This window comes from Brucella anthropi, assembly GCF_046630315.1.
GTDB lineage: Bacteria > Pseudomonadota > Alphaproteobacteria > Rhizobiales > Rhizobiaceae > Brucella > Brucella anthropi_A.
The window spans coordinates 65073-86007 of sequence record NZ_LQBD01000014.1 but is presented as its reverse complement, the minus strand read 5'-3'; the positions used below and the strand labels follow the sequence as shown (position 1 = coordinate 86007).

Here is a 20935-nt window from a genome sequence, read left to right as displayed (position 1 = left end):
TCCTGGGAGTAGGGGAGTAGGTAGGGGGGGCTTCCCTGCTTGTCGGGCTCTCGGAAGGCGCGGGAAACCGCGCCTTTTCTTTATTTGCCGGGCCGCATGCATGGTTAATGAGGAATTAACCATCCGGCGCTTAGGATCGGACCGATTCAGTGTGCCCGGAGCATGTCCGCTCAGGGGCCAGAAAAATATTCGGTTCGGGACAGGCTATATGCGGCAAGGATATTCGCCCTCATACCCGCTGCGTGACGAGCGGATTACGGAAGACAGGCTGAAACTGGCCAATCTCTTCCGCAGGCAGTTCTATATCCTGTTCGGATTGGGGCTCCTGGCGCTCACCGGCATGGCTGTCGGCGCGCTGGCGACATGGAATGTGGCTGACCCGAGCTTCAGTCACGCGACCGACAATCCGGTTACAAATGCGCTTGGGTATCCGGGCGCCGTGTTCTCCGACATTGCCATGCAGTTTTTCGGCCTGGCGAGCGTTCCCGCTTTGCTTCCGCTCGCCGTCTGGTCGCTCCTGCTGATGACGCGCGGCGGCATCGGGCGGGTGGCCAGGCGCGGTTTCGCATGGCTTGGCGCCGCGCTCCTGTTTGCAGCGATTGCGAGCTGCTTTGCCGTGCCGCAAAGCTGGCCGATGCCGATTGGTCTCGGTGGCGTCTTTGGCGACATGATCCTGAAGTTTCCGGGGCTTTTCCTCGGCAGTTTTCCGCAAGGGGCCATTGCATCGGGCATTGCGCTCATCCTTGCCGTCCCGGCTTTCTGGCTCTGCCTTTTTGCCAGCGGCATCGTCGGGCGTGGGGCAGGCGTTGCCAATCCCGCGCAAGCCATGGCGCGTCGCGGCGCGGAAGACGATGATTTCGCCGCCGATGACGAGGATGATGAAGCATCCGCCGGTGGCGGTCTCCAGCTTGTCGGTGCGCTCACCCATCTGGCATTGACCACGACCGCCAATTTCAAGCGCCTGACAGGGTTGGGGCGTCGCAGCCGACCGCGCGAGGATGATTTCGACGATATGCGCGTCGTGCGCCGCAACGCCGAAACGCGCAATGCGCCGCGCCGGGAACCCGGTTTCGGGGCGCCTGCCGCCGCCGATGACGAACCGCCTTTCGATATGGACGATATGGATGACGGCGCGCCGCTCGCCGGTCAGGAATGGCATGATGCGCCGCCGCCCCGCGCCCGCAAGGCGCGTGTGGAACAGGCCGCACCGTCGCCAAAGCCCGGCGCGCGCGCCCAGCGCGAGGCGCAGCCCTCCTTCCTCAAGGACAATGGCGTTTTCGAAATGCCGTCGCTGCATTTCCTCGCCGAACCGAAGCTGGTGCAGCGCGACCCCGCGCTTTCCAAGGATGCGCTGGAGCAGAATGCGCGTCTGCTCGAAGGCGTGCTGGAAGATTTCGGCGTGCGCGGCGAAATCATCAATGTGAAGCCCGGCCCGGTGGTGACGCTTTATGAGCTTGAACCGGCCCCCGGCATCAAGTCCTCGCGCGTCATCGGCCTTGCCGACGACATCGCCCGCTCGATGAGCGCGATTGCGGCCCGCGTGGCGGTTATTCCGGGGCGCAATGCCATCGGCATCGAACTGCCGAACCCGAAGCGCGAAATGGTTTACCTGCGCGAAATGCTGGCGAGCCGCGACTTCGAACAGTCGAAGGCGAAGCTGGCGCTGGCGCTTGGCAAGACCATCAATGGCGAGCCGGTCATCGCCGATATTGCCAAGATGCCCCACGTTCTGGTTGCGGGCACCACCGGCTCGGGCAAGTCGGTTGCGATCAACACCATGATCCTGTCGCTGCTCTATCGCATGACGCCGCAGGAATGCCGCCTGATCATGATCGACCCCAAGATGCTGGAACTCTCCGTCTATGACGGCATTCCGCATCTGCTGACGCCGGTTGTCACCGATCCGAAGAAGGCGGTCGTCGCGCTCAAATGGACCGTGCGCGAAATGGAAGACCGCTATCGCAAGATGTCCAAGGTCGGCGTGCGCAACATTGACGGTTTCAATCAGCGCGTCGGCCTGGCGCAGAAAAAGGGCGAGCCGATTGCGCGCACCGTGCAGACCGGCTTCGACCGCAATACGGGCGAGGCAATCTACGAGACGGAAGAACTCGATCTCGAACCGATGCCCTATATCGTCGTGATCATCGACGAAATGGCCGACCTGATGATGGTCGCGGGCAAGGATATCGAAGGCGCGGTGCAGCGTCTGGCGCAGATGGCGCGCGCGGCAGGCATCCATGTCATCATGGCCACGCAGCGCCCCTCGGTCGATGTCATCACCGGCACGATCAAGGCCAATTTCCCGACCCGCATTTCCTTCCAGGTGACGTCGAAGATCGACAGCCGCACCATTCTGGGCGAGCAGGGCGCCGAACAGCTTCTCGGCCAGGGCGACATGCTCTTCATGGCGGGCGGCGGGCGCATCCAGCGCGTGCACGGCCCATTTGTCGGCGACGACGAGGTGGAGCGCATCGTGCAGCATCTGAAGCTTCAGGGCGTGCCGGAATATCTCGATGCCATCACCGAGGATGAAGACGATGACGAAGGCGGCAGCGGCCCGGCTGGAACCGGCAATCTGGAGGATTCCGACGATCCGTACGATCAGGCCGTCGCCGTGGTTCTGCGCGACAAGAAGGCTTCGACGTCCTACATCCAGCGCCGTCTCGGCATCGGCTATAACCGCGCTGCCTCGATCATCGAGCGCATGGAGGAGGAAGGCATTGTCGGCCCCGCCAACCATGCCGGAAAGCGCGAAATATTGGTGCCGGCTGGTGACGACGACTTCTGATGGCCATACTAGCGCCCAACTGGCGGCCTAGTGAAACAGAATGATGAAAAGAGAAAGTTTGCCGATGATGTTCTCCCGTTTCTCCGCCTTCGCGAAAGCTGGCCGTCTTGCAGCCGTGCTGGGAATGGGAGCTGTGGGCCTTGGCGTTGCCGGGGCAGCTCTCGCGCCGGTTCCGGTCATGGCCCAGGGCGCTGGCGGCGGTGCGGCGGCACAACAGATTGCGGATCATTTCTCATCGGTGCGCACCATGACCGGCGAGTTTGTGCAGTTCGGCCCCAAGGGCGAGCAGACGGGCGGCACTTTCTATATCGAGCGTCCGGGCAAGATTCGCTTCAACTACAACAATTCCCCGATCCGCGTGATTTCGGATGGCGAATCGGTCGTCATCAACAATCGCAAGCTCGACACATGGGACCTCTATCCGCTGTCCAAGACGCCCTTGAAGCTGCTTCTGGCCGACCGGATCGATCTCGGCGGCGGCCGTCTTCAGAATGTGAAGCAGGAGCCGGACATGACCACGCTGGTGCTGGGCGACAAGTCGATCTTCGGCGATTCGAAAATCACCATGATGTTCGATCCCAAATCCTACGAGCTGAAGCAGTGGACCATCACCGACGCGCAAAAGCTCGATACCACGGTGATGATCTTCAACGTGCGCACAGGCGTGCGTTTCACCGACGATATGTTCAAGATCGACTATCAGCGCATCGCCATGAAGCGCAAAGGTCAGTAATCGTCAGTTCGTGATGTGCAACCGGTTTGCATTTGCCGGATAAATGATTAGGTTCGCGGCATCTTTTCGTTGCTGCGAGACCTTTCTTCATGGCCTTTTCCATTGCTACCTGGAACATCAATTCCGTGCGCCTGCGCATGCCGCTGGTCGAACAGTTTCTGCGCGATTATCAGCCGGACGTCCTGTGTCTCCAGGAAACGAAATGCCCCGACAACCTGTTTCCGGCCAAGGGGTTTCGCGCGCTCGGCTATGAGCATATCGTGATCAGCGGCCAGAAGGGATATCACGGCGTCGCCACCGTTTCACGCCGTCCGCTGACGGGCGTGGAAAAGATCGGCTTTTGCGACATGGGCGATTGCCGCCATCTGAGCGCGGTGGTGGAAGCAGGCGGCAAAAAGCTTCGCATCCATAATTTTTACGTGCCTGCCGGCGGTGACGAGCCGGACCCGGAGATCAATCCGAAATTCGCCCACAAGCTGGCCTTTCTCGAAGAGATGCGCGCCATCGTTGCCGACCGGCAGGACGGGCATTCCTCCGTTCTCGTCGGCGATCTCAACATCGCGCCGCTCGAAAACGACGTCTGGTCGCACAAGCAGCTTTTGAAGATCGTCAGCCATACGCCGATCGAGACCGAAACGCTGGAGGACCTGCGCGTGAAGGGCGGCTGGAGCGACCTGATGCGGCAGCTTATTCCGGCGGACCGGAAAATCTATACATGGTGGAGCTATCGCGCCAAGGACTGGGCCGAATCGGATCGTGGCCGCAGGCTGGATCACGTCTGGGGTTCGGCTGATCTGGAAGGGCATATGCAGGGCCTGCAAATCCTTCGCGACGCGCGCGGTTGGGACCGCCCGTCCGATCACGTGCCGGTCATTGCGACATTCGATCTGGATTGAGGCGATCAGTCGCCGTTCAGGCGCGGCGCGACCTTTTCAATCTCGCCGATCAGGTCCACGAGATTGCGGCTGATATGCGCATGAAGTGCCGCCGCCACTTCCGGATATTCTTCCAGAATGCGCCGGAAGATGGAGCGGCTGATGCGGATGACCTCGGTTTCGGATTCGGCGAGCGCGCCGGTGAGACGCGCGCTCTGCGCGATCAGCGCCATTTCGCCGATCATGGCGCCGGGACCGACGGGGCGGATCGCAGTCCGCCCTTCGCCGTCTTCATGGAACAGGGTGATGCTGCCGGAAACCACGATATAGGCACAGTCGGCGCTTTGTCCCTCACGGAAAAGCTCACGCCCGGCTCTCAGAACAAGACGTTCCGCGCCGAAGGCAAGCAGCCGCAACTGTTCGGGCGTGAAAGACTCGAACAGGCCCACCGTACCCAGAATGCGAATATCGTCGTCAAGCGCCATGGGTCGTCAATACACCCGCACCGGGCGCTGTCCATCATGGGACAAGCTTGTATCCCCCGCTTTCTGTGACCAGAAGCGCCGCATTGGACGGGTCTTTTTCGATTTTCTGCCGCAGGCGGTAGACGTGGGTTTCCAGCGTGTGCGTGGTCACGCCCGAATTATAGCCCCACACTTCTTCCAGAAGCACGTCGCGGCCGATAACCTTGTCGCCGGCGCGATAGAGATATTTGATGATCGCCGCTTCCTTCTCGGTCAGACGGATCTTGCTGCCCTTCTCGTCGATGAGCAGTTTCTGGCCGGGCTTGAACGTATAGGGACCGACGATGAAGGTCGCATCCTCGCTCTGCTCGTGCTGGCGCAGCTGCGCGCGCACGCGCGCCAGAAGCACCGCGAACTTGAACGGCTTGGTGACGTAATCATTGGCGCCCGATTCGAGGCCGAGAATCGTATCCGATTCCGTATCATGTCCGGTGAGCATGATGATCGGCGCCTTGAAGCCGCCCTTGCGCAGCAGTTTCACGGCTTCACGTCCATCCATATCCGGCAGGCCGACATCCATGATCAGGAGGTCCACAATACCGTTTCGCGCAGTTTGGATGCCCTTTGTGGCATTGTCTTCCTGCAGGATCTGGAATTCTTCGCACAGCTCCAGCTGTTCGACGAGGATGGAACGGAGATCTTCGTCATCGTCCACAATCAGTATCGTACGGCCTGTCATGCCTGTCCTCGTTACTCTTTGATTTAAATGGCTCTTGGTGTTTTATGGCACTTAATGAAGGCAAGTTGAAGCGGCGAAACGCGAAAGTGGCTTTTGCGCCCGCCATCAACGGTTTTAAACATGCATGACACGGAGGCGGGGGGCTTGGCCAGATATGAAATCAGCCGGGGAATCGGCATCATCGATGTCCGGGCCAAGCCGGGCCACAAAACGCGCGGCTTGCTTGTTGCGGGCAATCTGGTGCTGGAATGCGCTCTTGGCAAGGGGGGAATCAGCGCTTTCAAGCGCGAAGGCGATGGCGCGACGCCGCTGGCGCGCATGCGGCTGCTCTATGGATACCGCCGCGGCGACAAGGGGGGGCTGCCCTCCTCACGGCTGCCGCTCGGGCGCGTTCGCCGTCTGGACGGCTGGTGCGATGCCCCGTCGGACGCCAATTACAACCGCCCGGTGCGCCTGCCTTATGCGGCAAGCCACGAGGATATGTGGCGGCGCGACGATCTCTACGACGTCTGCATCGTCATGGACTGGAACATCGCGCCGCGCCGTCGCGGATGCGGCAGCGCGATCTTCTTTCATCTGGCAAAGCCGGGCTATATGCCGACCGAAGGCTGCATAGCGTTGAAGCGCGCCGACATGGCGCGCCTCCTGCCGCATCTGACCGACCGGACCGTGATCCGCGTCCTGCGATAGTTGTCTCAGTGTGCGGCGGCTATTCTGACCTCATTGCCATTGGCATCGTAGAGCTTGCCGTTCAGGAAATAATCGCCGTCATGCAGCTCCGCGATGTTGTGATGACGGATGATGCGTTCGGTTCCTTCCGCAAAGACCGACATCTGGTTGCTGTTCCCCAGTTTGAACTCGTTGAACATGAGGTTGAGCGCAATCGCCATCAGTGCTGCCGAACTGATGCCGGAATGGAAGATGGTTTCGAACCAGGTCGGAAAGTGGTGATAGAATTGCGGTGCGGCAATCGGGATCATGCCGAAGCCGATCGAGGTCGCCACGATGATGAGATTGATGTTGTTTTCGTAATCGACCTTCGACAGCGTGCGGATGCCGCTTGCCGCCACCGTGCCGAACAGGACGATGCCCGCTCCGCCCAGAACCGCCGGAGGAACGCAGGCAATCACCCGGCCCATCACCGGCAGTAGGCCGAGCGTGATGAGGATCAACCCGCCGGTTGCCACCACATAGCGGCTTTTCACGCCCGTTACCGCGACAAGTCCGACATTCTGCGCAAAGGCGCTTTGCGTGAAGGAGCCGACGACGGGCGACAGGATGCTTGAAAGCATGTCGGCGCGCAGGCCATTGGCGAGACGGCGCGAATCCACTTTCGTCCCGATGATTTCACCGACAGCCAGAATATCGGCGGAGGTTTCGACGAGCGTGACCATGATGACGATGAACATAGACAGCGTTGCCGCAAGGCTGAACACCGGCATGCCGAAGTGGAACACTTCCGGCAGCGCCACCATCGAGCCTTCGCCCACCCGCGAAAAATCCGTCATGCCGAGCGCCCAGGCGATGAATGTTCCAATCACCATGGCGAGCAGGATCGAAAGCCGCGAAACCGTGGCATTGCCGATCTTGCTCAACAGAAGCACGATGGCGAGCGTCAGGCCTGCAAGGCCGATATTGGCCATGCTGCCGAATTCCGGGCTGTTGCTGTCGCCGCCCATTGCCCAGCGCGCGGCCACAGGCATCAGCGTCAGGCCGATGGTGGTGATGACGATGCCGGTGACAAGCGGCGGAAAGAAGCGTGTGATGCGCGAGAAGATCGGCGTGATGACAAGGCCGATCGCGGCAGCCGCGATGACGGCGCCCAGCACGACCTGCAAGCCTGCTTCACCCGTCTGGTTCGACGTGACGATGGCCATCATGGTGGCGACACCGGAGAACGAGACGCCCTGAACCAGGGGCAGCTGGCAGCCGAAAAACGGGATGCCGATGGTTTGCAGGACGGTTGCAACGCCGCCTGCAAACAGGGAGGCGGTGATCAGCAGGCCGATTTCGGTGGGGTTGAGGCCCGCCGCCTGACCGATGATCAGCGGAACCGCCACGATGCCCCCATACATGGTCAGTACATGCTGGAAGCCATAGGCCAGATTGGCGATGACAGACAGTTTTTCATCTTCGGGACGCGAAAGCGCATCCGCCCCGGATTGGTGCGTATTCACTGAAATTCCCTCCCAGCAAGCGTGGACAGATCCCCGGCCTGCTCTCTCCGTTCTCCCTGCGCCTGATTACCGTCGTATGCCTTCCGGCACGGAACCGACGATGAACTGCGCGATGTCTCCTCCAAAGACATGTCGCACGAGTATAACCGCAGCCGAACGGATGACTGTGCCTCTTTTGCTTGAAATTGTTTTCGATGCGGGGGTGCTAATATTGAGGGAGTTTTTCAGCCGTCGATTTTGGCGCGGGCCTCTCGCATCGCATCGCGCAGTACCGCGAAAATATACGGTTCCAGCGATTGGGCGACATTGAAGCGCAGAAAAGCGCCTGCCGTTCGCGACGCGCTGAAGACATTGCCCGGTGCCAGCAGCACGCCCTTCTCCAGAGCATGCCGGGCAATCCGGCCGGAGTCCAGCCCATCGGGCAATTGCGCCCAAAGGAACATGCCGCCCTGCGGCTCGGTCCACAGCGTGAGGCCCTCCGCTTTCAGGCGGCTGGCGGTGAGCGTCATGGCGTCGGCCAGCTTGGCGCGCAGGCTGTCGACATGGCGGCGATAGGTGCCGTCGGTCAAAAGGGCATGCACGATCTGCGGCGACAATGCATTGCCGCCGAAGCTGGTGGCGAGTTTCAGGTCGGTCAGCCCGTCGATCCAGTCGCGCCGCCCGGCAATATAGCCGACACGGGCTGCGGCGGAGAGTGTCTTGGAAAAGCTGCCGATATGCAGCACGCGCTCGAAACCGTCGAGTTCGGCAAGCAGCGGCGCGGGCGAGGGGTGAAAGTCGCCGAATATATTGTCCTCGACCAGCGTGACGCCATGCGCTTCGGCAAGTTTCAGCAGCCGGTGCGCTGTGGCCGGGGTCATCGAGCCGCCGGTCGGGTTATGCAGCCCGGCATTGGATATATAGAGTTTCGGCGCGTGTTCGCCGGCCGCTCTCGCAAAGGCTTCGAGGTCCGGGCCGGTATGCGTATAGGGCACGCCGACGAGTTTTACCCGGTGTGTCAGGAGTATCGCCTGAAAGTTGAAATAGCAGGGATCGTCGACCAGAACCGTATCGCCCGGCTGCAACAGATAGCGGCAGATGAGATCGATGGCCTGCGTGCCGGAATCGGCCAGCAATATGTCGCCGCTCGACACGTCGATGCCCTGTTCGCCAAGCCGGTGCGCAAGATGCTGGCGCAGGGGGCGAAAGCCGAGCGGTTCGCCATAGGTGGCAAGATTGCTCGTCTCGTCGCGGGCGATCATGCGCATGGCGCGCCGGATCGCGTCCTGCGGAAGCCAGGCGTCGGGCAGCCAGCCGCATCCGGGTTTAAGCGTGGCGTGGTCTGCTTCGAGTGATTGCCGCATGACCCAGAACGGATCGATCTGGCGTTCCCTGTGCGGCATGGTGGTGGCGAGCGAAAAGGGCTGGCGTGCGCGCTCCGAAACATAGAAGCCCGCACCGCGCCGCGACTGGATGATGCCTTCCGCCGCCAGCCGGTCATAGGCTTCGACGACCGTGGATTTCGAGACATTCATCGTTTCCGCAAGGCGGCGGATCGAGGGCAGCCGCGCGCCCGGCGCGAGGCTCATCGCGGTGATGCGTCCGCGAATGATGCCCATGACCTTTTCAACAAGCGGCGTCCTGTCGGCGGGGGCGTTTTCATCGCCACGCTCGATTTCCCCGCCCGCATAGGCGGCTTCTACGGCTTCGAGGCTGCGCAAGAGGCCTGTCGAAATCATCTGTACTATCCTTTGTACCAGTACAGTTTGTCAGAATTGTCCGCAAACTGTCCCTGATTATTCAGATCGTTTCGCTGCATTGTCTCCCGAATCCTTATACGATTTTAGAGAATGCCGAAAAGACACAATGAACAAGACCGCCGGATGGATTAACGGGTTTTTGGGTGTATTGATTTTTTCCGGGTCGCTGCCGGCGACGCGGATGGCGGTGATCGATATCGATCCGACCTTCCTGACAATGGCGCGCGCATCGATTGCAGGCGTGCTGGGACTGGCGCTTCTGCTGGTGTTCCGGGAGCCTTTTCCCCGCCGCAACGATGCCATTTCGCTGATCGTGGTGGCGCTCGGCGTGGTTGTCGGTTTTCCGCTTCTGACGGGGCTTGCGCTCCAGCATATGACATCCGCCCATGCGATTGTCTTTATCGGACTGCTGCCGCTTGCAACCGCAATCTTCGCTGTCCTGCGCGGGGGCGAGCGTCCGCGCCCGATGTTCTGGCTGTTTTCGGTGGTGGGAAGCCTGATTGTCGCTTCCTATGCCTATGGACAGGCAAGCCAGTCCACGCTTATGGGTGATGTGCTGATGCTTGCCGCTGTCATTGTTTGCGGTCTGGGCTATGCGGAAGGCGCAAAACTTTCGCGCAGGCTCGGCGGCTGGCAGGTGATCTGCTGGGCGCTGGTGTTCGCGCTGCCGGTCATGCTGCCGCTCAGTGTCATGACCCGCCCCGAGACATGGGCCGGCATCGGCACGCCGGCCTGGATCAGCCTTGGCTATGTCTCGCTGTTTTCAATGCTGATCGGCTTTTTCTTCTGGTATCGCGGCCTTGCGCAGGGCGGTGCCGCCACCGTCGGCCAGTTGCAGCTTCTCCAGCCCTTCTTCGGGCTCATGCTGGCCGCCGGTATAGCAGGAGAACCCGTCAGCATGGGCATGGTGGCGACGGCGGCCGTGGTGGTGGTCTGCGTGGCTGGGGCGAAGCGGTTTGCCTAACCAAAGGCCCAGACGGTGGTGCGTTTCACTTCCGCATCTTCAAGGGCGCGGGTGACGGGCACGGTATAGACGGCAAGCTGTTGCAGCCGCTCCCTGGGCAGATAGGCGCGGCCCGGATCGCCGACGATGATGCTTGCGCCGCGTTCCGCGAGCTTTGAAAACCATGGAACAAGTCGCTCGGCGAGCGGCTTTTCGTAAAAGACATCGCCTGCCAGAACCACATCCCAGCCGCCATCCTGCCCGATGAGATCATCGAGGGAAGGGGAAACCGCCACGCCATTGGCCGATGCATTGATCTCGATTGCCGGCAGCGCGAAGGGGTCGATATCAGAGGCGATGACGCTCGATGCGCCCGCCCGCATGGCAGCAATGGCCACAAGGCCGGAACCCGACGCGAAATCGAGCACGGTCTTGTCCTTCACCGTTTCGGGATGATCCAGAATATAGCGCGCCACACCCTGACCGCCCGCCCAGGCAAAAGCCCAGAAGGGCGGCGGCAGGCCGATCGTGGCGAGCTCTTCTTCCGTCTTGCGCCAGAGGTCGTGTGCTTCATCGGCCAGATGCAGGCGAATTTCCGGCACATGCGGCGGCGCTTGCAGGCCGGTATTGGCCAGAATGAAATCGCGCGCGCTTTTATGGGCCGGATCGAGCATCAGATGTCGTTCGCATCCAGACCGCCCATGCGGCAGACTTCAATCCATTCATCTTCCGTCACCGGCTGGACGGACAGGCGCATGGAGGTGACAAGCGCCATCTTTTCCAGCTTTGGATTGGCTTTCACATCTTTCAGCGTCACCGGCTTCGGCATGTCGCGCACAGCCCTGATATCCACGCATTCCCAGCGCGGATCGTCGGTCGTGCTGTCGGGATGCGCCAGCGCGCAGACCTCGACGATGCCGACCACTTCCAGCCCTTCATTGGAATGGTAGAAGAAGCCCTTGTCGCCCAGTTTCATGGCGCGCATGTTGTTGCGCGCCAGATAATTGCGCACACCGTCCCACTGCTCGCCTTTTTCGCCACGGGCTTTTTGCATGTCCCATGACCATTTGAACGGTTCGGATTTGAACAGCCAGTAAGCCATCAGTCACAAGCCTCAAGCATTGGCCGGATTGTTGATCGCCCAGTTCCACGGACGCACGGTGACATCCTGAAACAGACCGGCAAGCGCATAAGGATCGTTGGCGGCGATCTTTTCGGCTGCGGCCCTGTCGGCGGCTTCAACGACCACGAGGCTGCCGTTCGGCTTGCCGTCTTCACCGAGGAAGGGGCCTGCGAATTTCAGCCCGTCACCAAGACCCTTGAGATAGTCGAGATGCGCTGGGCGCGTGTCGAGGCGCACTTGCAGATGGTCCGGCTTGTCGTTGCACAGAAGAGCAAAAAGCATTGTCAATTATCCTTTCCGTTCGAGCATGGTCCTGTCCGAAAACCGGGTCCCACTTTTCAGGGTCGCGCTCTAATCTTCGGTCTTGAGTGGTCGGTTGAGAAGAGCGGTCACGGCTTCGTCGATGGTGATTTTTCCATCAAGCAGCGCCCCCGTCGCATCGATGATGGGCGCGGAGATCGCGTGTTTGCGGCATAATTCGGCGGCAATCGGCGCAGTCGCCACACCTTCGGCAAGCGGGCGATTGGTCAGATCTTCGCCGCGACCGAGCGCCAGCCCATAGGAATAATTGCGCGACTGCGATGACGAGCAGGTCAGCATCAGGTCGCCGAGGCCGGAAAGGCCCATGATGGTTTCGGGCCTTGCACCCATGGCCTGACCGATGCGGCGCAGTTCCGCAAATCCGCGCGTGACGAGGGCGGCCTGTGCGCTGGCGCCAAAGCCGCGCCCGATGGCGGCACCGGCGGCAATGGCCAGCACATTCTTCAGCGCGCCGCCGATTTCGACGCCCTTGAGATCGGTTGTCGAATAGCAGCGGAAAGCCGGGCCGGACAACAATGCTGCCAGCCGGTCGGCGGTCGCCGCATCCTCGCAGGCAACCGTCACGGCGGTCGGAAGTCCGCGCGCCACGTCGGTGGCGAAACTCGGACCGGAAAGGGCAGCGATCCGGTGGTTTGGCAGGACTTCCGCCACGACCTCCGACATCAGCCGTCCGGTGCTGCGTTCGATCCCCTTGGCGCAAAGCACCACGGGTGCGCCTTGCGGAATGAGGCCACTCAATTCAGACAGTCCGGTGCGCATGGCCTGCGCGGGAATGACGGCCAGAACGGCATCCGCATGTTCGACGACAGCCGCTGCATCCGTGCTTGCATGAATAGCGTCGGGAAGCGCGATTTCGCCCAGATAATGCGGATTGCGGCGGGTGCGGTTGATGGCCTCGACCGTTTCGTCATCGCGGGCGTAGAGCCATGTGTCATGGCCGCTGTTGCAGGCCATGGCCGCAAGGGCCGTGCCCCAGGCACCGCCGCCCAGAATGGCGATTTTCGTGCTCATGCCTTGGCTCCCCGTCGCCCGGCGCCGATCAGCGGCGCCGATTTTTCATCGAGCGGCCAGCGCGAGCGCGGCGCAAGGTCGAGCCTGTCGGGCGCCTCGGTTGCGGCGCGTTCAGCCCCGGCCCAGGCGATCATCGCGGCATTGTCGGTGCAAAGGTCCAGCGGCGGCGCAATGAAGCTGAAACCGTGGCGGGCGCAAAGCGTTTCGAGTGCGGCGCGCAGGGTCTTGTTGGCCGCGACCCCGCCAGCCACGACAAGTGCTGGTGTTTCGCAATCGGGGAATTCGTGTCTGAAACGTTCGAGCGAACGGCCCACCCGGTCGGACAGCGTGTCGGCGACCGCCGCCTGGAAAGAGGCGCACATATCGGCCACGTCCTGATCCGACAGGGGAACAAGTTCGGTTGCCGTCTGGCGCACGGCCGTCTTGAGACCGGAAAAGGAGAAGTCGAGCCGTGCTTCGCCTTTCAAGGGCCGCGGCAGGGCGAATCGCTTTGGATCGCCCTGAAGCGCCATGCGTTCGACCGCCGGACCGCCCGGATAAGGCAAGCCCAGAAGCTTGGCCGTCTTGTCGAAGGCCTCGCCAAGCGCATCGTCAATCGTGGTGCCAAGGCGTTCATAATCGCCAATGCCGCGCACCAGCACCATCTGCGTGTGACCGCCGGAAACGAGCAGCAGCAGATAGGGAAAAGGCAGGCCATCGGTCAGCCGCGCCGTCAGGGCATGGCCCTCCAGATGGTTGACCGCATAAAACGGCTTTTGCGCCGCCATGGCCAGCGCCTTGGCGGTCATCAGCCCGACGATCAGCCCGCCGATCAGTCCCGGCCCCGCCGTCGCCGCGACGGCATCGACATCGGCAAGTTTCATGCCGGCGTCGTCCAGCGCGCGGGCCACCAGCCGGTCCAGCGCCTCCACATGGGCGCGCGCGGCAATCTCCGGAACCACGCCGCCATAGGGCTCGTGCTCGGCGATCTGGCTCAGAACCACATTGGACAATATCCGTCCCTCGCCCCGATCGTCCCGTTCGACAATCGCGGCGGCTGTTTCGTCGCAACTTGTTTCTATTCCAAGAATGCGCATTTGCGGTTAGACCCTGCCTGTCTCATAATGGATTGAGGCAATCCGGTATCATGGACGGGGCAATATGCAAACAGCATCCTTGAAGAATGGCACGGTGAAGATCGGCACGCGCGGCAGCAAGCTTGCTCTCGCGCAGGCCCATGAAACGCGTCGCCGCCTGATCGAGGCGCATGGCCTGCCGGAAGAAGCCATCGAAATCATCCCGATGTCGACGGCGGGCGACCGCATTCAGGATCGCGCGCTTTCCGAAATCGGCGGCAAGGGGCTCTTTACCGAAGAAATCGAGCAGGCGCTGACGGAAGGACGAATCGATCTCGCCGTCCATTCGACCAAGGATATGCCGACGGTTCTGCCCGATGGTCTTCATCTTTCCGTTTTCCTGGAGCGTGAAGACCCCCGCGATGCCTTTATCGGCCGCACGGCTTCCCGCCTTCTCGATCTTCCGCAGGGTGCGACGGTCGGATCGTCATCGCTGCGTCGCCAGGCTTTGATCCGCCGCCTGCGTCCCGACCTTCAGGTGGTGATTTTTCGCGGCAATGTCGAGACGCGCTTGCGCAAGCTGGACGCCGGGGATGTCGACGGGACCTTTCTCGCCTGCGCGGGCTTGCGCCGTCTCGGCCTTGGCGATGTGATTACCGAGCTCGTTGATCCGGAAAGTTTTCCGCCCGCGCCGGGACAGGGCGCCATCGGGATCGAGACGCGCATCGGCGACACGCGCATCGATGCGCTGCTAGCCCCCCTTGCGCATCGCGAAACAGCTATCGCGCTTGCCTGCGAACGGGCGTTTCTGGCCGCGCTTGACGGTTCCTGCCGCACGCCGATTGCCGGTCTTGCGACCGTGAACGGCGATATGGTTTCGTTCCACGGCATGATCTTGAAGCCGGACGGGTCGCAGGTGCATGAGATAAGAGCGGAAGGTACGGTAGCGAATGCCGCCGCGCTTGGTACTGAAGCAGCAGAGCATTTGCGCGCGAAGGCCGGTCCCCAATTCTTCGAGGGCTGGGAATAGACTTGGCGGGACGGACACAAACCGCATCCCATAGCCGCGTTCTGGTGACGCGGCCGCAACCGGCAGGCACCCGGACCGCCGCAAAACTGGCGTCGAGGGGTTATGAGCCGGTTCTGCTTCCGCTCAGCCGGACTGTTGCGCTTTCCTTTGCCGTTCCCGATGGGCCGTTTGCCGCCTTGACGGTGACGAGCGCCAATGCCCTTCATCATATCGACATGCAGTGTTTGAAGCTGTTTCTTGATTTGCCGCTTTTTGCGGTGGGGCAGGGAACAGCTGAGGCCGCGCGGAAGGCGGGGTTCGGGCAGGTGATCGATGGCGGCGGCGATGCGGTTCGTCTGGCGGCCACCCTGCGCCGCGATGTTCCGGGACAAGCCCGGATTCTTTATCTCGCCGGGCGGGTTCGCCAGCCGGTGTTTGAAGACGAGATGCGGGCTCTGAAACGCGACATGTGTGTCGTGGATGTCTATGACACGGAAATGATTCCCTACACCGCCGCCGCACTTCAGGATGTGTTGCATGGCGCGCCTTTTGTCGCGGTCATGTTTTATTCGGGCGTTGCCGCGGCGGGTTTTGTGGAAGCAATGCGCGAAATCGAGCCGCCTTTTGACGAGAAAACGCGGTTTTTGTGCATTTCAGGCCGTGTGGCTGACCGCCTGCCGCCAATCTGGCGGGCAAACGCCCTTGTGGCGGACCATCCCGATGAAGACGGACTTTTCCGGCTGTTTGCCAAACTTTGACGCATTTCGGCGCAACCTTCCTTCATCTGGCGATTTTATCTGTTAGACTTTCAGGCAACCAATCGGCATTTACGAGAGGATCCATGGCGAAACCCGGCACTCCGCGACATTCCAAACCGGCCCGTAATCCTGTGACGATCAATCTCGATCCATCGGACGTGAAGCGGGTGGACGAACCGGCGAAAGCGACGCCGGCGGCCGAGCCGGTGGGAAGCTTCTCAAAACCGGAGCCTTCCGGGCCGCAGAGCGCAAAGCCGAAGCCGGAGGCGGCAACCGCCGAAAAATCCGCGAAAGCGGACAAGCCGGAAAGTTCCACCTATGGCAAACCGCCCTTTACCTCCGGCGTGAAGCCGGAAGCCCGGCAGCCCGTAGAAAAGGGCGGTTCCGGGGCCTCGCATCTTCTGGCCGGCGTTGCGGGCGGCGTTATCGCGCTTGGCGGTTTGCTGGCGCTGCAATGGGGCAATGTCATTCCGTCTCCGGGCGCGACAGCGACAGGGGAGCAGCTCGCACATATGGAGCAGCAGATCGCCGATCTGCGGAGCAATCCGACGCCCGCCCCCCTTGACGATGCAAGCCGGGCACAGCTTGCGGCGCTGGAAAAGAATGTTCAGGCGGCTGAAATCAAGGCCGAGGCGGTTGCGGGCTCCTTCGCCGATCTCCAGCAGCAATTTGCCGCCCTGCCGAAGGAGGCGGGACAGGAAGCCGCCGCCGATACGTCCGCGCTGACCGAGCGACTCGACGCGCTGGAGAGCAGGCTTTCCGCGGCACAGAGCCGGGCCGATGAGGCGACCGCCGGCGTTTCGGGAAACAGCGGCACGATTTCATCGCTCGAATCGAAACTGACCTCCTTGCAGGAAAAGGTCACGCAGGCTTCGCGCCAGCCCGACGCAACGGCGCTCATCGCGGCCAATGCGCTGAAAACGGCGATCGATCGCGGCAGCTCGTTCAAGGCGGAGCTCGACACATATGCGTCGGTCGCGCCGGATGCGGCGCCGGTCGAAAAGCTGCGCGCCTTTGCCGACAAGGGCGTGCCGACCGTTGCCGACCTCAATGCGTGGTTTGGCGCCGTCGCGAACCGGATTGTCGCAACGCAGAACAAGCTGCCTGCCGATGCCGGGATTTGGGACCAGCTTGTCGCCAGCGCCAAGGGGCTGGTCAGCGTGCGCCCGGTTGCAGGCAATGTCAGCGGCACCGGGGTCGGGCCGATCACGGCCCGCATGGAGGCCGCGCTTCAGGCGGGCGATCTGGAGCGTGCTCTTGGCGAATGGGAGCAACTGCCTGCCGATGCCAAGGCCACCTCGCAGGAATTTGCCGATCAGATGCGGGCGCGTCTTGATGCGGATGCGCTTGTGCAGCGCCTAGTCACCGACAGCCTGAAACCCAGGGCGTCCCTGGGCGAAACCGGCGGGGCTGCGGCCTCTTCCGGCCAATAGGAGGCAGGCCGATGCTGCGTGTCCTGTTTTATCTCGTCATTGTTGCCGCCCTCGGCTTCGGTTTTGCCTGGCTTGCCGACCGTCCGGGCGAACTCGATGTCACCTTCGCGGGCAATCATTACACTGTGCCCCTGATAACCGCCGTTGCGGGGATTGTCGCCCTTGTCGCGGCCATTCTCATCCTGTGGTGGCTGGTGAAAAGCATTATCCAGTCGCCTTACACGCTGCGCCGGCATTTTCGCGCACGCAAGCGCGATCGCGGCTATCAGTCGCTTTCGACCGGGCTGATCGCAGCCGGTGCCGGGGATGCGGAAGCCGCGCGCCGCATGACCCGGCAGGCGGGCAAATTGCTCAGTTCCGACCAGGAGCCGTTGATCAGGCTTCTGGAAGCGCAGACCGCGATGCTGGAAGGCCGCACGGAAGATGCCCGCAAGGGCTTTGAGGCGATGGTGGAAGACCCCGAGACACGCCTGCTCGGTCTGCGTGGGCTTTATATCGAAGCCCAGCGTGTCGGCGCGCGGGAAGCCGCCAATCATTATGCTGCCGAAGCTGCCGCCCAGGCGCCGCAGCTCGAATGGGCCTCGTCGGCCATGATGGGCCAGCTTTGCGCCGAGGGCGACTGGGATGCGGCATTGAAGCTTGTCGATGCGCGCAAGCAGGCGCTCGCCCATGGCAAGGATGTGGTGAAGAAGGAGCGCGCCGCGCTTTTGACCGCCAAGGCCATGGCCGTCGCCGATGTCGATCACGCGCAGGCAAGGGCGCTGGCGCTGGAGGCCAACAAGCTCGCACCCGATCTGGTGCCGGCCGCCGTGGTTGCCGCACGCGCGCTTTTCGCCGATGGCGATGTGCGGAAAGGCTCCAAAATTCTGGAAGCGGCCTGGAAGCGGTTTCCCCATCCCGACATTGCTTCAACCTATGTCCATGCCCGGTCGGGCGATACGGCACAGGATCGGCTGAAGCGTGCGAAGCACCTCGTATCGCTGCGCTCCAACACTGCCGAGGGCAGTCTCGTCCTGGCGCGTTCTGCCTTTGAGGCTGGCGATTATCGTTTTGCCCGCGACAATGCGGAGCAGGTTCTGCGCGCGTCGCCCCGCGAGAGCGCCTATCTGCTGCTTGCCGATATTGAAGAAGCCGAAACCGGCGATCAGGGCAAGGTTCGTGAATGGCTGGCGCGTGCGGTCAAGGCCCCGCGCGATCCCGCCTGGACCGCCGACGGCTATGTTTGCGAACAATGGTCGCCGGTATCGCCGGTCACGGGGCGGCTCAACAGTTTCGAATGGAAGGTTCCCGTCGTGGAGCTTGCTCCAGCCATTGAAGCGGACAAGCCCGAAATCAGGGGGGCGGTGGAGGTAAAGCCGGTCAGTCCGCCGGTGCTGGCGGAACCGAAAGACAAGGTTTCCGTGCCGGGTGTATCGGCCCCTGTGGAGAGAACTCCGCCTGTCCGGGTGGTGGAGGACGCCGAAGTCGTCATTCCGGCTGCCGAGCCTGTCAAACCGTCGTCTGCCGCTCCGGCACAAAAGGCCGATGAGGCAAAGCCGCCTGTCACCGACGTCGTGGCGGCTGACGGGGAGGCAGAGGCCGCACCGCACCGCGCGCATATCGTGGTGGACGATCCGGGTGTTGACGAAAGCGCACCTCCCCAGAAAGCCCAGAGCGGGTTGCGGCTTTTCTGATCCGGGCGTGCAGAAGCGTTGCCGAAAAACAACGCGGCGCTGCTCTTGGGCGATAAACGGCTGTGCAAGACCGTTTATCGCCTTGCCTGACGCCTTCAGCCCGTTACCTTCGATATTGCTAATCGATATGCCGGAGCCGAAATGGCGGTCCGCGTGCAGTGAATGTGGCAGCGAGGGTGAATGTTCGATCGTTTTCTGGATTTTTTAAAGGAACTCCCCGCAAACGGTTTTCGTGACCGGAGCGAAAAATTTTCCAATGACGATCCGCGGCTGGCCGCCGCCGCCTTGCTTTATCACATCATGGATGCCGACGGTGAAACGCGTGAAAGCGAGCGCAAGAAGCTCTCCTCGATGCTGTCGCAAAAATATGACCTGAAAGGCGACAGCCTGAAACAGCTGATCCGTGCTGCGGAAAAAGCCGATCAGGAAGCCATAGACCTGTCGGATTTTACCTCGGTCCTGAAGCGGCAGCTCGATTATCAGGCCCGGCTCGATCTGGTCGCCCTGATGTGGGACATGGTCTATGCCGATGGCAAGGTGAGTGAAGTCGAGGCGGATGTGATGTGGCGGGTGGCCGAACTCGTCGGCATCCGCGAAGACGACCGCAACGCCATTCAGGACCGCATGGACAAGGCGAACCGCAGCACGCCTGCGCCCTGACTTCCTCATTCTTCGACCCGTCAGGTCCGCCCTTGCAGGTGGCGGGCCTTGCGCAATTGCGGGAACATGGCCGCCCAGATGACGGCCACGGCGATCGATCCCAATCCGCCGATGACCACGGCGGGGACAGCGCCGATGGCGGCGGCCATCAGACCGGCACGGAATTCGCCCAGTTCGTTCGATGCGCCGACGAAGACCATGTTCACGGCATTGACGCGGCCGCGCACGTGATCGGGCGTCCACAGCTGCATCAGCGTTTCGCGGATATAGACGCTGATCATGTCGGCGGCACCGGCAAGCGCCAGGGCAATGACGGACAGCCATGTCAGGGTAGAGACGCCGAAGATAATGTTGAAGAAGCCGAAGAGGCCGACGAACAGGAACATCACGCGGCCCGCATGGTCGCGGATCGGATGTCCGGCCAGCCAGAGGGCGGTCAAGACCGCGCCGATGCCTGGGGCGGAGCGCAGCAGGCCCAGGCCCCAGGGGCCGAGATCGAGAATGTCGCGCGCGTAGATGGGCAACAGGGCCACCGTTCCGCCGAGGAGCACCGCGAAGAGGTCGAGCGAAATCGCGCCAAGGACGATCTTCTCCTTCCAGATATAACGGAAACCGGCCAGCATGCTCGTCAGCGAGCGCTGTTCGGCAAGCGTATGTTGCCGGGGCTTCGGAATGGAAAAGATCAGGAAGGAGCCGACCAGCAGGAAGACCGTTGCGATGGAATAGGCCGCGACCGGCGAAATGCCGTAAAGAAGACCGCCGGCAACGGGACCGACAATCGTTGCCACCTGCCACGCGGACGAATTCCACGACACGGCATTGGCGAAATCCTCGGTCGGCACGAGATTGACGACGAGCGATGCCGAAGACGGCCCGAGAAAGGCCCGCGCCACGCCAAAGAGCGTCAATGCTGCAAAGACGGTCAGGGGCTCGAACAGGCCGGCAAGGGTCAGGCCGAGCAGCAGGGCCGTCACCACGCCTTCCAGAATGAGCGAAAGGCCCATGATGAAGCGTCTGCCGAAGCGGTCGGCGGCGGCGCCTGTTACCAGAACCAGCAGCAGGGCCGGCAGAAACTGCACCAGCCCGACCATGCCCAGATTGAAGGCGTCGCGGGTGAGATCATAGATCTGCCAGCCCACCGACACGCTTACGATCTGGACCGCGAATGCACTCAGGAAGCGGGCGCCCCAGTATTTTTTGAAGGCAGAGTGCCGGAACGCGGCGTAACGATCCGCAGGAGAAGCATCGGTGGAGGGGGACATTGCTCACTACAGGCTAAAGCATTTCCAGCAAAAGCGATTCTGCTTTGGATGATGCGCGAAAACAGGAAGATGGATGTTTCTTACAGCATCCTTCCCATGATCGGAACCATTTTTTGTGAACTGTTTTGTATGGGCCGTCCGGGATGATCGCAGGGCAGTCGTGAAGGCGGAA

General features: G+C 61.8%; 20 protein-coding genes. 10 read left to right on the top strand and 10 right to left on the bottom strand.

Annotated features, from left to right (window positions below):
- The first annotated feature begins 208 nt into the window (after positions 1-208).
- The 3 genes from AVM02_RS10205 to AVM02_RS10195 all read left to right on the top strand — a co-directional run bounded on the left by AVM02_RS10205 (position 209) and on the right by AVM02_RS10195 (position 4417).
- Positions 209-2788, top strand: a complete 2580-nt coding sequence (locus AVM02_RS10205; protein ID WP_411506854.1) for a DNA translocase FtsK — start codon at positions 209-211, stop codon at positions 2786-2788.
- 40 nt (positions 2789-2828) lie between these two features.
- Positions 2829-3521 carry an outer membrane lipoprotein carrier protein LolA gene (locus AVM02_RS10200; protein ID WP_411506853.1) on the top strand — a complete coding sequence of 231 codons (693 nt, stop codon included), beginning with the start codon at positions 2829-2831 and terminating at the stop codon, positions 3519-3521.
- 89 nt (positions 3522-3610) lie between these two features.
- Positions 3611-4417, top strand: coding sequence for an exodeoxyribonuclease III (locus AVM02_RS10195; protein WP_411506852.1), 807 nt, complete (start codon positions 3611-3613; stop codon positions 4415-4417).
- A gap of 5 nt (positions 4418-4422) precedes the next feature.
- Here the strand turns inward: AVM02_RS10195 and AVM02_RS10190 are convergent, their stop codons facing one another.
- Together AVM02_RS10190 and AVM02_RS10185 are read right to left on the bottom strand one after the other, a co-directional pair.
- Positions 4423-4881, bottom strand: coding sequence for a cyclic nucleotide-binding domain-containing protein (locus AVM02_RS10190; protein ID WP_411506851.1), 459 nt, complete (start codon positions 4879-4881; stop codon positions 4423-4425).
- A gap of 34 nt (positions 4882-4915) precedes the next feature.
- Entirely contained in the window at positions 4916-5599 is a 684-nt protein-coding gene (locus AVM02_RS10185) for a response regulator transcription factor (protein WP_006467959.1), read from the bottom strand.
- A 144-nt stretch (positions 5600-5743) separates the two neighbouring features.
- On the opposite strand from AVM02_RS10185, the gene AVM02_RS10180 reads away from it, so the two are divergent.
- Positions 5744-6289, top strand: a complete 546-nt coding sequence (locus AVM02_RS10180; RefSeq protein WP_411506850.1) for a L,D-transpeptidase family protein — start codon at positions 5744-5746, stop codon at positions 6287-6289.
- 5 nt (positions 6290-6294) lie between these two features.
- Here the strand turns inward: AVM02_RS10180 and AVM02_RS10175 are convergent, their stop codons facing one another.
- Together AVM02_RS10175 and AVM02_RS10170 are read right to left on the bottom strand one after the other, a co-directional pair.
- Positions 6295-7776: a nucleobase:cation symporter-2 family protein gene (locus AVM02_RS10175; RefSeq protein WP_411506849.1), complete on the bottom strand. Its 1482-nt coding sequence runs from the start codon at positions 7774-7776 to the stop codon at positions 6295-6297.
- A 224-nt stretch (positions 7777-8000) separates the two neighbouring features.
- The gene (locus AVM02_RS10170) at positions 8001-9494 is read right to left on the bottom strand and encodes a PLP-dependent aminotransferase family protein (protein ID WP_411506848.1); all 1494 of its coding nucleotides are present in this window, start codon (positions 9492-9494) and stop codon (positions 8001-8003) included.
- A 127-nt stretch (positions 9495-9621) separates the two neighbouring features.
- Here AVM02_RS10170 and AVM02_RS10165 point away from each other — a divergent pair, with 127 nt between their 5' ends.
- Complete coding sequence (locus tag AVM02_RS10165) at positions 9622-10479, top strand: DMT family transporter (RefSeq protein ID WP_411506847.1); 858 nt, start codon at positions 9622-9624, stop codon at positions 10477-10479.
- On the opposite strand, the gene AVM02_RS10160 is transcribed toward AVM02_RS10165, so the two are convergent.
- From AVM02_RS10160 to tsaD, 5 genes are all read right to left on the bottom strand, one after another.
- The gene (locus AVM02_RS10160) at positions 10476-11132 is read right to left on the bottom strand and encodes a class I SAM-dependent methyltransferase (RefSeq protein WP_411506846.1); all 657 of its coding nucleotides are present in this window, start codon (positions 11130-11132) and stop codon (positions 10476-10478) included. The genes AVM02_RS10165 and AVM02_RS10160 overlap by 4 nt on opposite strands.
- A complete protein-coding gene (locus AVM02_RS10155; protein WP_411506845.1) occupies positions 11132-11560 on the bottom strand; it encodes an EVE domain-containing protein in 429 nt (142 codons plus the stop codon). The genes AVM02_RS10160 and AVM02_RS10155 overlap by 1 nt, the downstream gene beginning before the upstream one ends.
- Before the next feature lie 12 nt (positions 11561-11572).
- The gene (locus tag AVM02_RS10150; protein WP_411506844.1) at positions 11573-11863 is read right to left on the bottom strand and encodes a YciI-like protein; all 291 of its coding nucleotides are present in this window, start codon (positions 11861-11863) and stop codon (positions 11573-11575) included.
- A 69-nt stretch (positions 11864-11932) separates the two neighbouring features.
- The gene (locus AVM02_RS10145) at positions 11933-12913 is read right to left on the bottom strand and encodes an NAD(P)H-dependent glycerol-3-phosphate dehydrogenase (RefSeq protein WP_411506843.1); all 981 of its coding nucleotides are present in this window, start codon (positions 12911-12913) and stop codon (positions 11933-11935) included.
- The gene (gene tsaD, locus AVM02_RS10140; protein ID WP_411506842.1) at positions 12910-13989 is read right to left on the bottom strand and encodes a tRNA (adenosine(37)-N6)-threonylcarbamoyltransferase complex transferase subunit TsaD; all 1080 of its coding nucleotides are present in this window, start codon (positions 13987-13989) and stop codon (positions 12910-12912) included. The genes AVM02_RS10145 and tsaD overlap by 4 nt, the downstream gene beginning before the upstream one ends.
- Before the next feature lie 64 nt (positions 13990-14053).
- On the opposite strand from tsaD, the gene hemC reads away from it, so the two are divergent.
- The 5 genes from hemC to AVM02_RS10115 all read left to right on the top strand — a co-directional run bounded on the left by hemC (position 14054) and on the right by AVM02_RS10115 (position 19501).
- Entirely contained in the window at positions 14054-14998 is a 945-nt protein-coding gene (hemC, locus tag AVM02_RS10135; RefSeq protein WP_411506841.1) for a hydroxymethylbilane synthase, read from the top strand.
- Between the two features lie 2 nt (positions 14999-15000).
- On the top strand, positions 15001-15735 hold the full coding sequence (locus tag AVM02_RS10130; RefSeq protein WP_411506840.1) for a uroporphyrinogen-III synthase: 735 nt from the start codon (positions 15001-15003) through the stop codon (positions 15733-15735).
- Between the two features lie 83 nt (positions 15736-15818).
- On the top strand, positions 15819-17168 hold the full coding sequence (locus tag AVM02_RS10125; protein WP_411506839.1) for a mitofilin family membrane protein: 1350 nt from the start codon (positions 15819-15821) through the stop codon (positions 17166-17168).
- Positions 17169-17179: 11 nt separating this feature from the next.
- Positions 17180-18841, top strand: a complete 1662-nt coding sequence (locus tag AVM02_RS10120; RefSeq protein ID WP_411506838.1) for a heme biosynthesis HemY N-terminal domain-containing protein — start codon at positions 17180-17182, stop codon at positions 18839-18841.
- A gap of 180 nt (positions 18842-19021) precedes the next feature.
- Positions 19022-19501 (top strand): TerB family tellurite resistance protein, encoded by a 480-nt coding sequence (locus AVM02_RS10115; RefSeq protein ID WP_411506837.1) that lies wholly within the window; start codon positions 19022-19024, stop codon positions 19499-19501.
- Between the two features lie 20 nt (positions 19502-19521).
- Here AVM02_RS10115 and AVM02_RS10110 read toward each other — a convergent pair whose 3' ends face one another.
- Positions 19522-20763: an MFS transporter gene (locus tag AVM02_RS10110; RefSeq protein WP_411506836.1), complete on the bottom strand. Its 1242-nt coding sequence runs from the start codon at positions 20761-20763 to the stop codon at positions 19522-19524.
- Positions 20764-20935: the final 172 nt, after the last annotated feature.

Bases quoted from the DNA above. Each gene is read 5' to 3' on its own strand.
- AVM02_RS10160 (WP_411506846.1), bottom strand. From the start codon at position 11,132: ATGCTCGATCCGGCCCATAAAAGCGCGCGCGATTTCATTCTGGCCAAT.
- AVM02_RS10190 (WP_411506851.1), bottom strand. From the start codon at position 4,881: ATGGCGCTTGACGACGATATTCGCATTCTGGGTACGGTGGGCCTGTTC.
- AVM02_RS10120 (WP_411506838.1), top strand. From the start codon at position 17,180: ATGCTGCGTGTCCTGTTTTATCTCGTCATTGTTGCCGCCCTCGGCTTC.
- AVM02_RS10195 (WP_411506852.1), top strand. From the start codon at position 3,611: ATGGCCTTTTCCATTGCTACCTGGAACATCAATTCCGTGCGCCTGCGC.
- AVM02_RS10205 (WP_411506854.1), top strand. From the start codon at position 209: ATGCGGCAAGGATATTCGCCCTCATACCCGCTGCGTGACGAGCGGATT.
- AVM02_RS10170 (WP_411506848.1), bottom strand. From the start codon at position 9,494: ATGATTTCGACAGGCCTCTTGCGCAGCCTCGAAGCCGTAGAAGCCGCC.
- AVM02_RS10200 (WP_411506853.1), top strand. From the start codon at position 2,829: ATGATGAAAAGAGAAAGTTTGCCGATGATGTTCTCCCGTTTCTCCGCC.
- hemC (WP_411506841.1), top strand. From the start codon at position 14,054: ATGCAAACAGCATCCTTGAAGAATGGCACGGTGAAGATCGGCACGCGC.
- tsaD (WP_411506842.1), bottom strand. From the start codon at position 13,989: ATGCGCATTCTTGGAATAGAAACAAGTTGCGACGAAACAGCCGCCGCG.
- AVM02_RS10165 (WP_411506847.1), top strand. From the start codon at position 9,622: ATGAACAAGACCGCCGGATGGATTAACGGGTTTTTGGGTGTATTGATT.
- AVM02_RS10150 (WP_411506844.1), bottom strand. From the start codon at position 11,863: ATGCTTTTTGCTCTTCTGTGCAACGACAAGCCGGACCATCTGCAAGTG.
- AVM02_RS10185 (WP_006467959.1), bottom strand. From the start codon at position 5,599: ATGACAGGCCGTACGATACTGATTGTGGACGATGACGAAGATCTCCGT.
- AVM02_RS10145 (WP_411506843.1), bottom strand. From the start codon at position 12,913: ATGAGCACGAAAATCGCCATTCTGGGCGGCGGTGCCTGGGGCACGGCC.
- AVM02_RS10110 (WP_411506836.1), bottom strand. From the start codon at position 20,763: ATGTCCCCCTCCACCGATGCTTCTCCTGCGGATCGTTACGCCGCGTTC.
- AVM02_RS10115 (WP_411506837.1), top strand. From the start codon at position 19,022: ATGTTCGATCGTTTTCTGGATTTTTTAAAGGAACTCCCCGCAAACGGT.
- AVM02_RS10125 (WP_411506839.1), top strand. From the start codon at position 15,819: ATGGCGAAACCCGGCACTCCGCGACATTCCAAACCGGCCCGTAATCCT.
- AVM02_RS10155 (WP_411506845.1), bottom strand. From the start codon at position 11,560: ATGGCTTACTGGCTGTTCAAATCCGAACCGTTCAAATGGTCATGGGAC.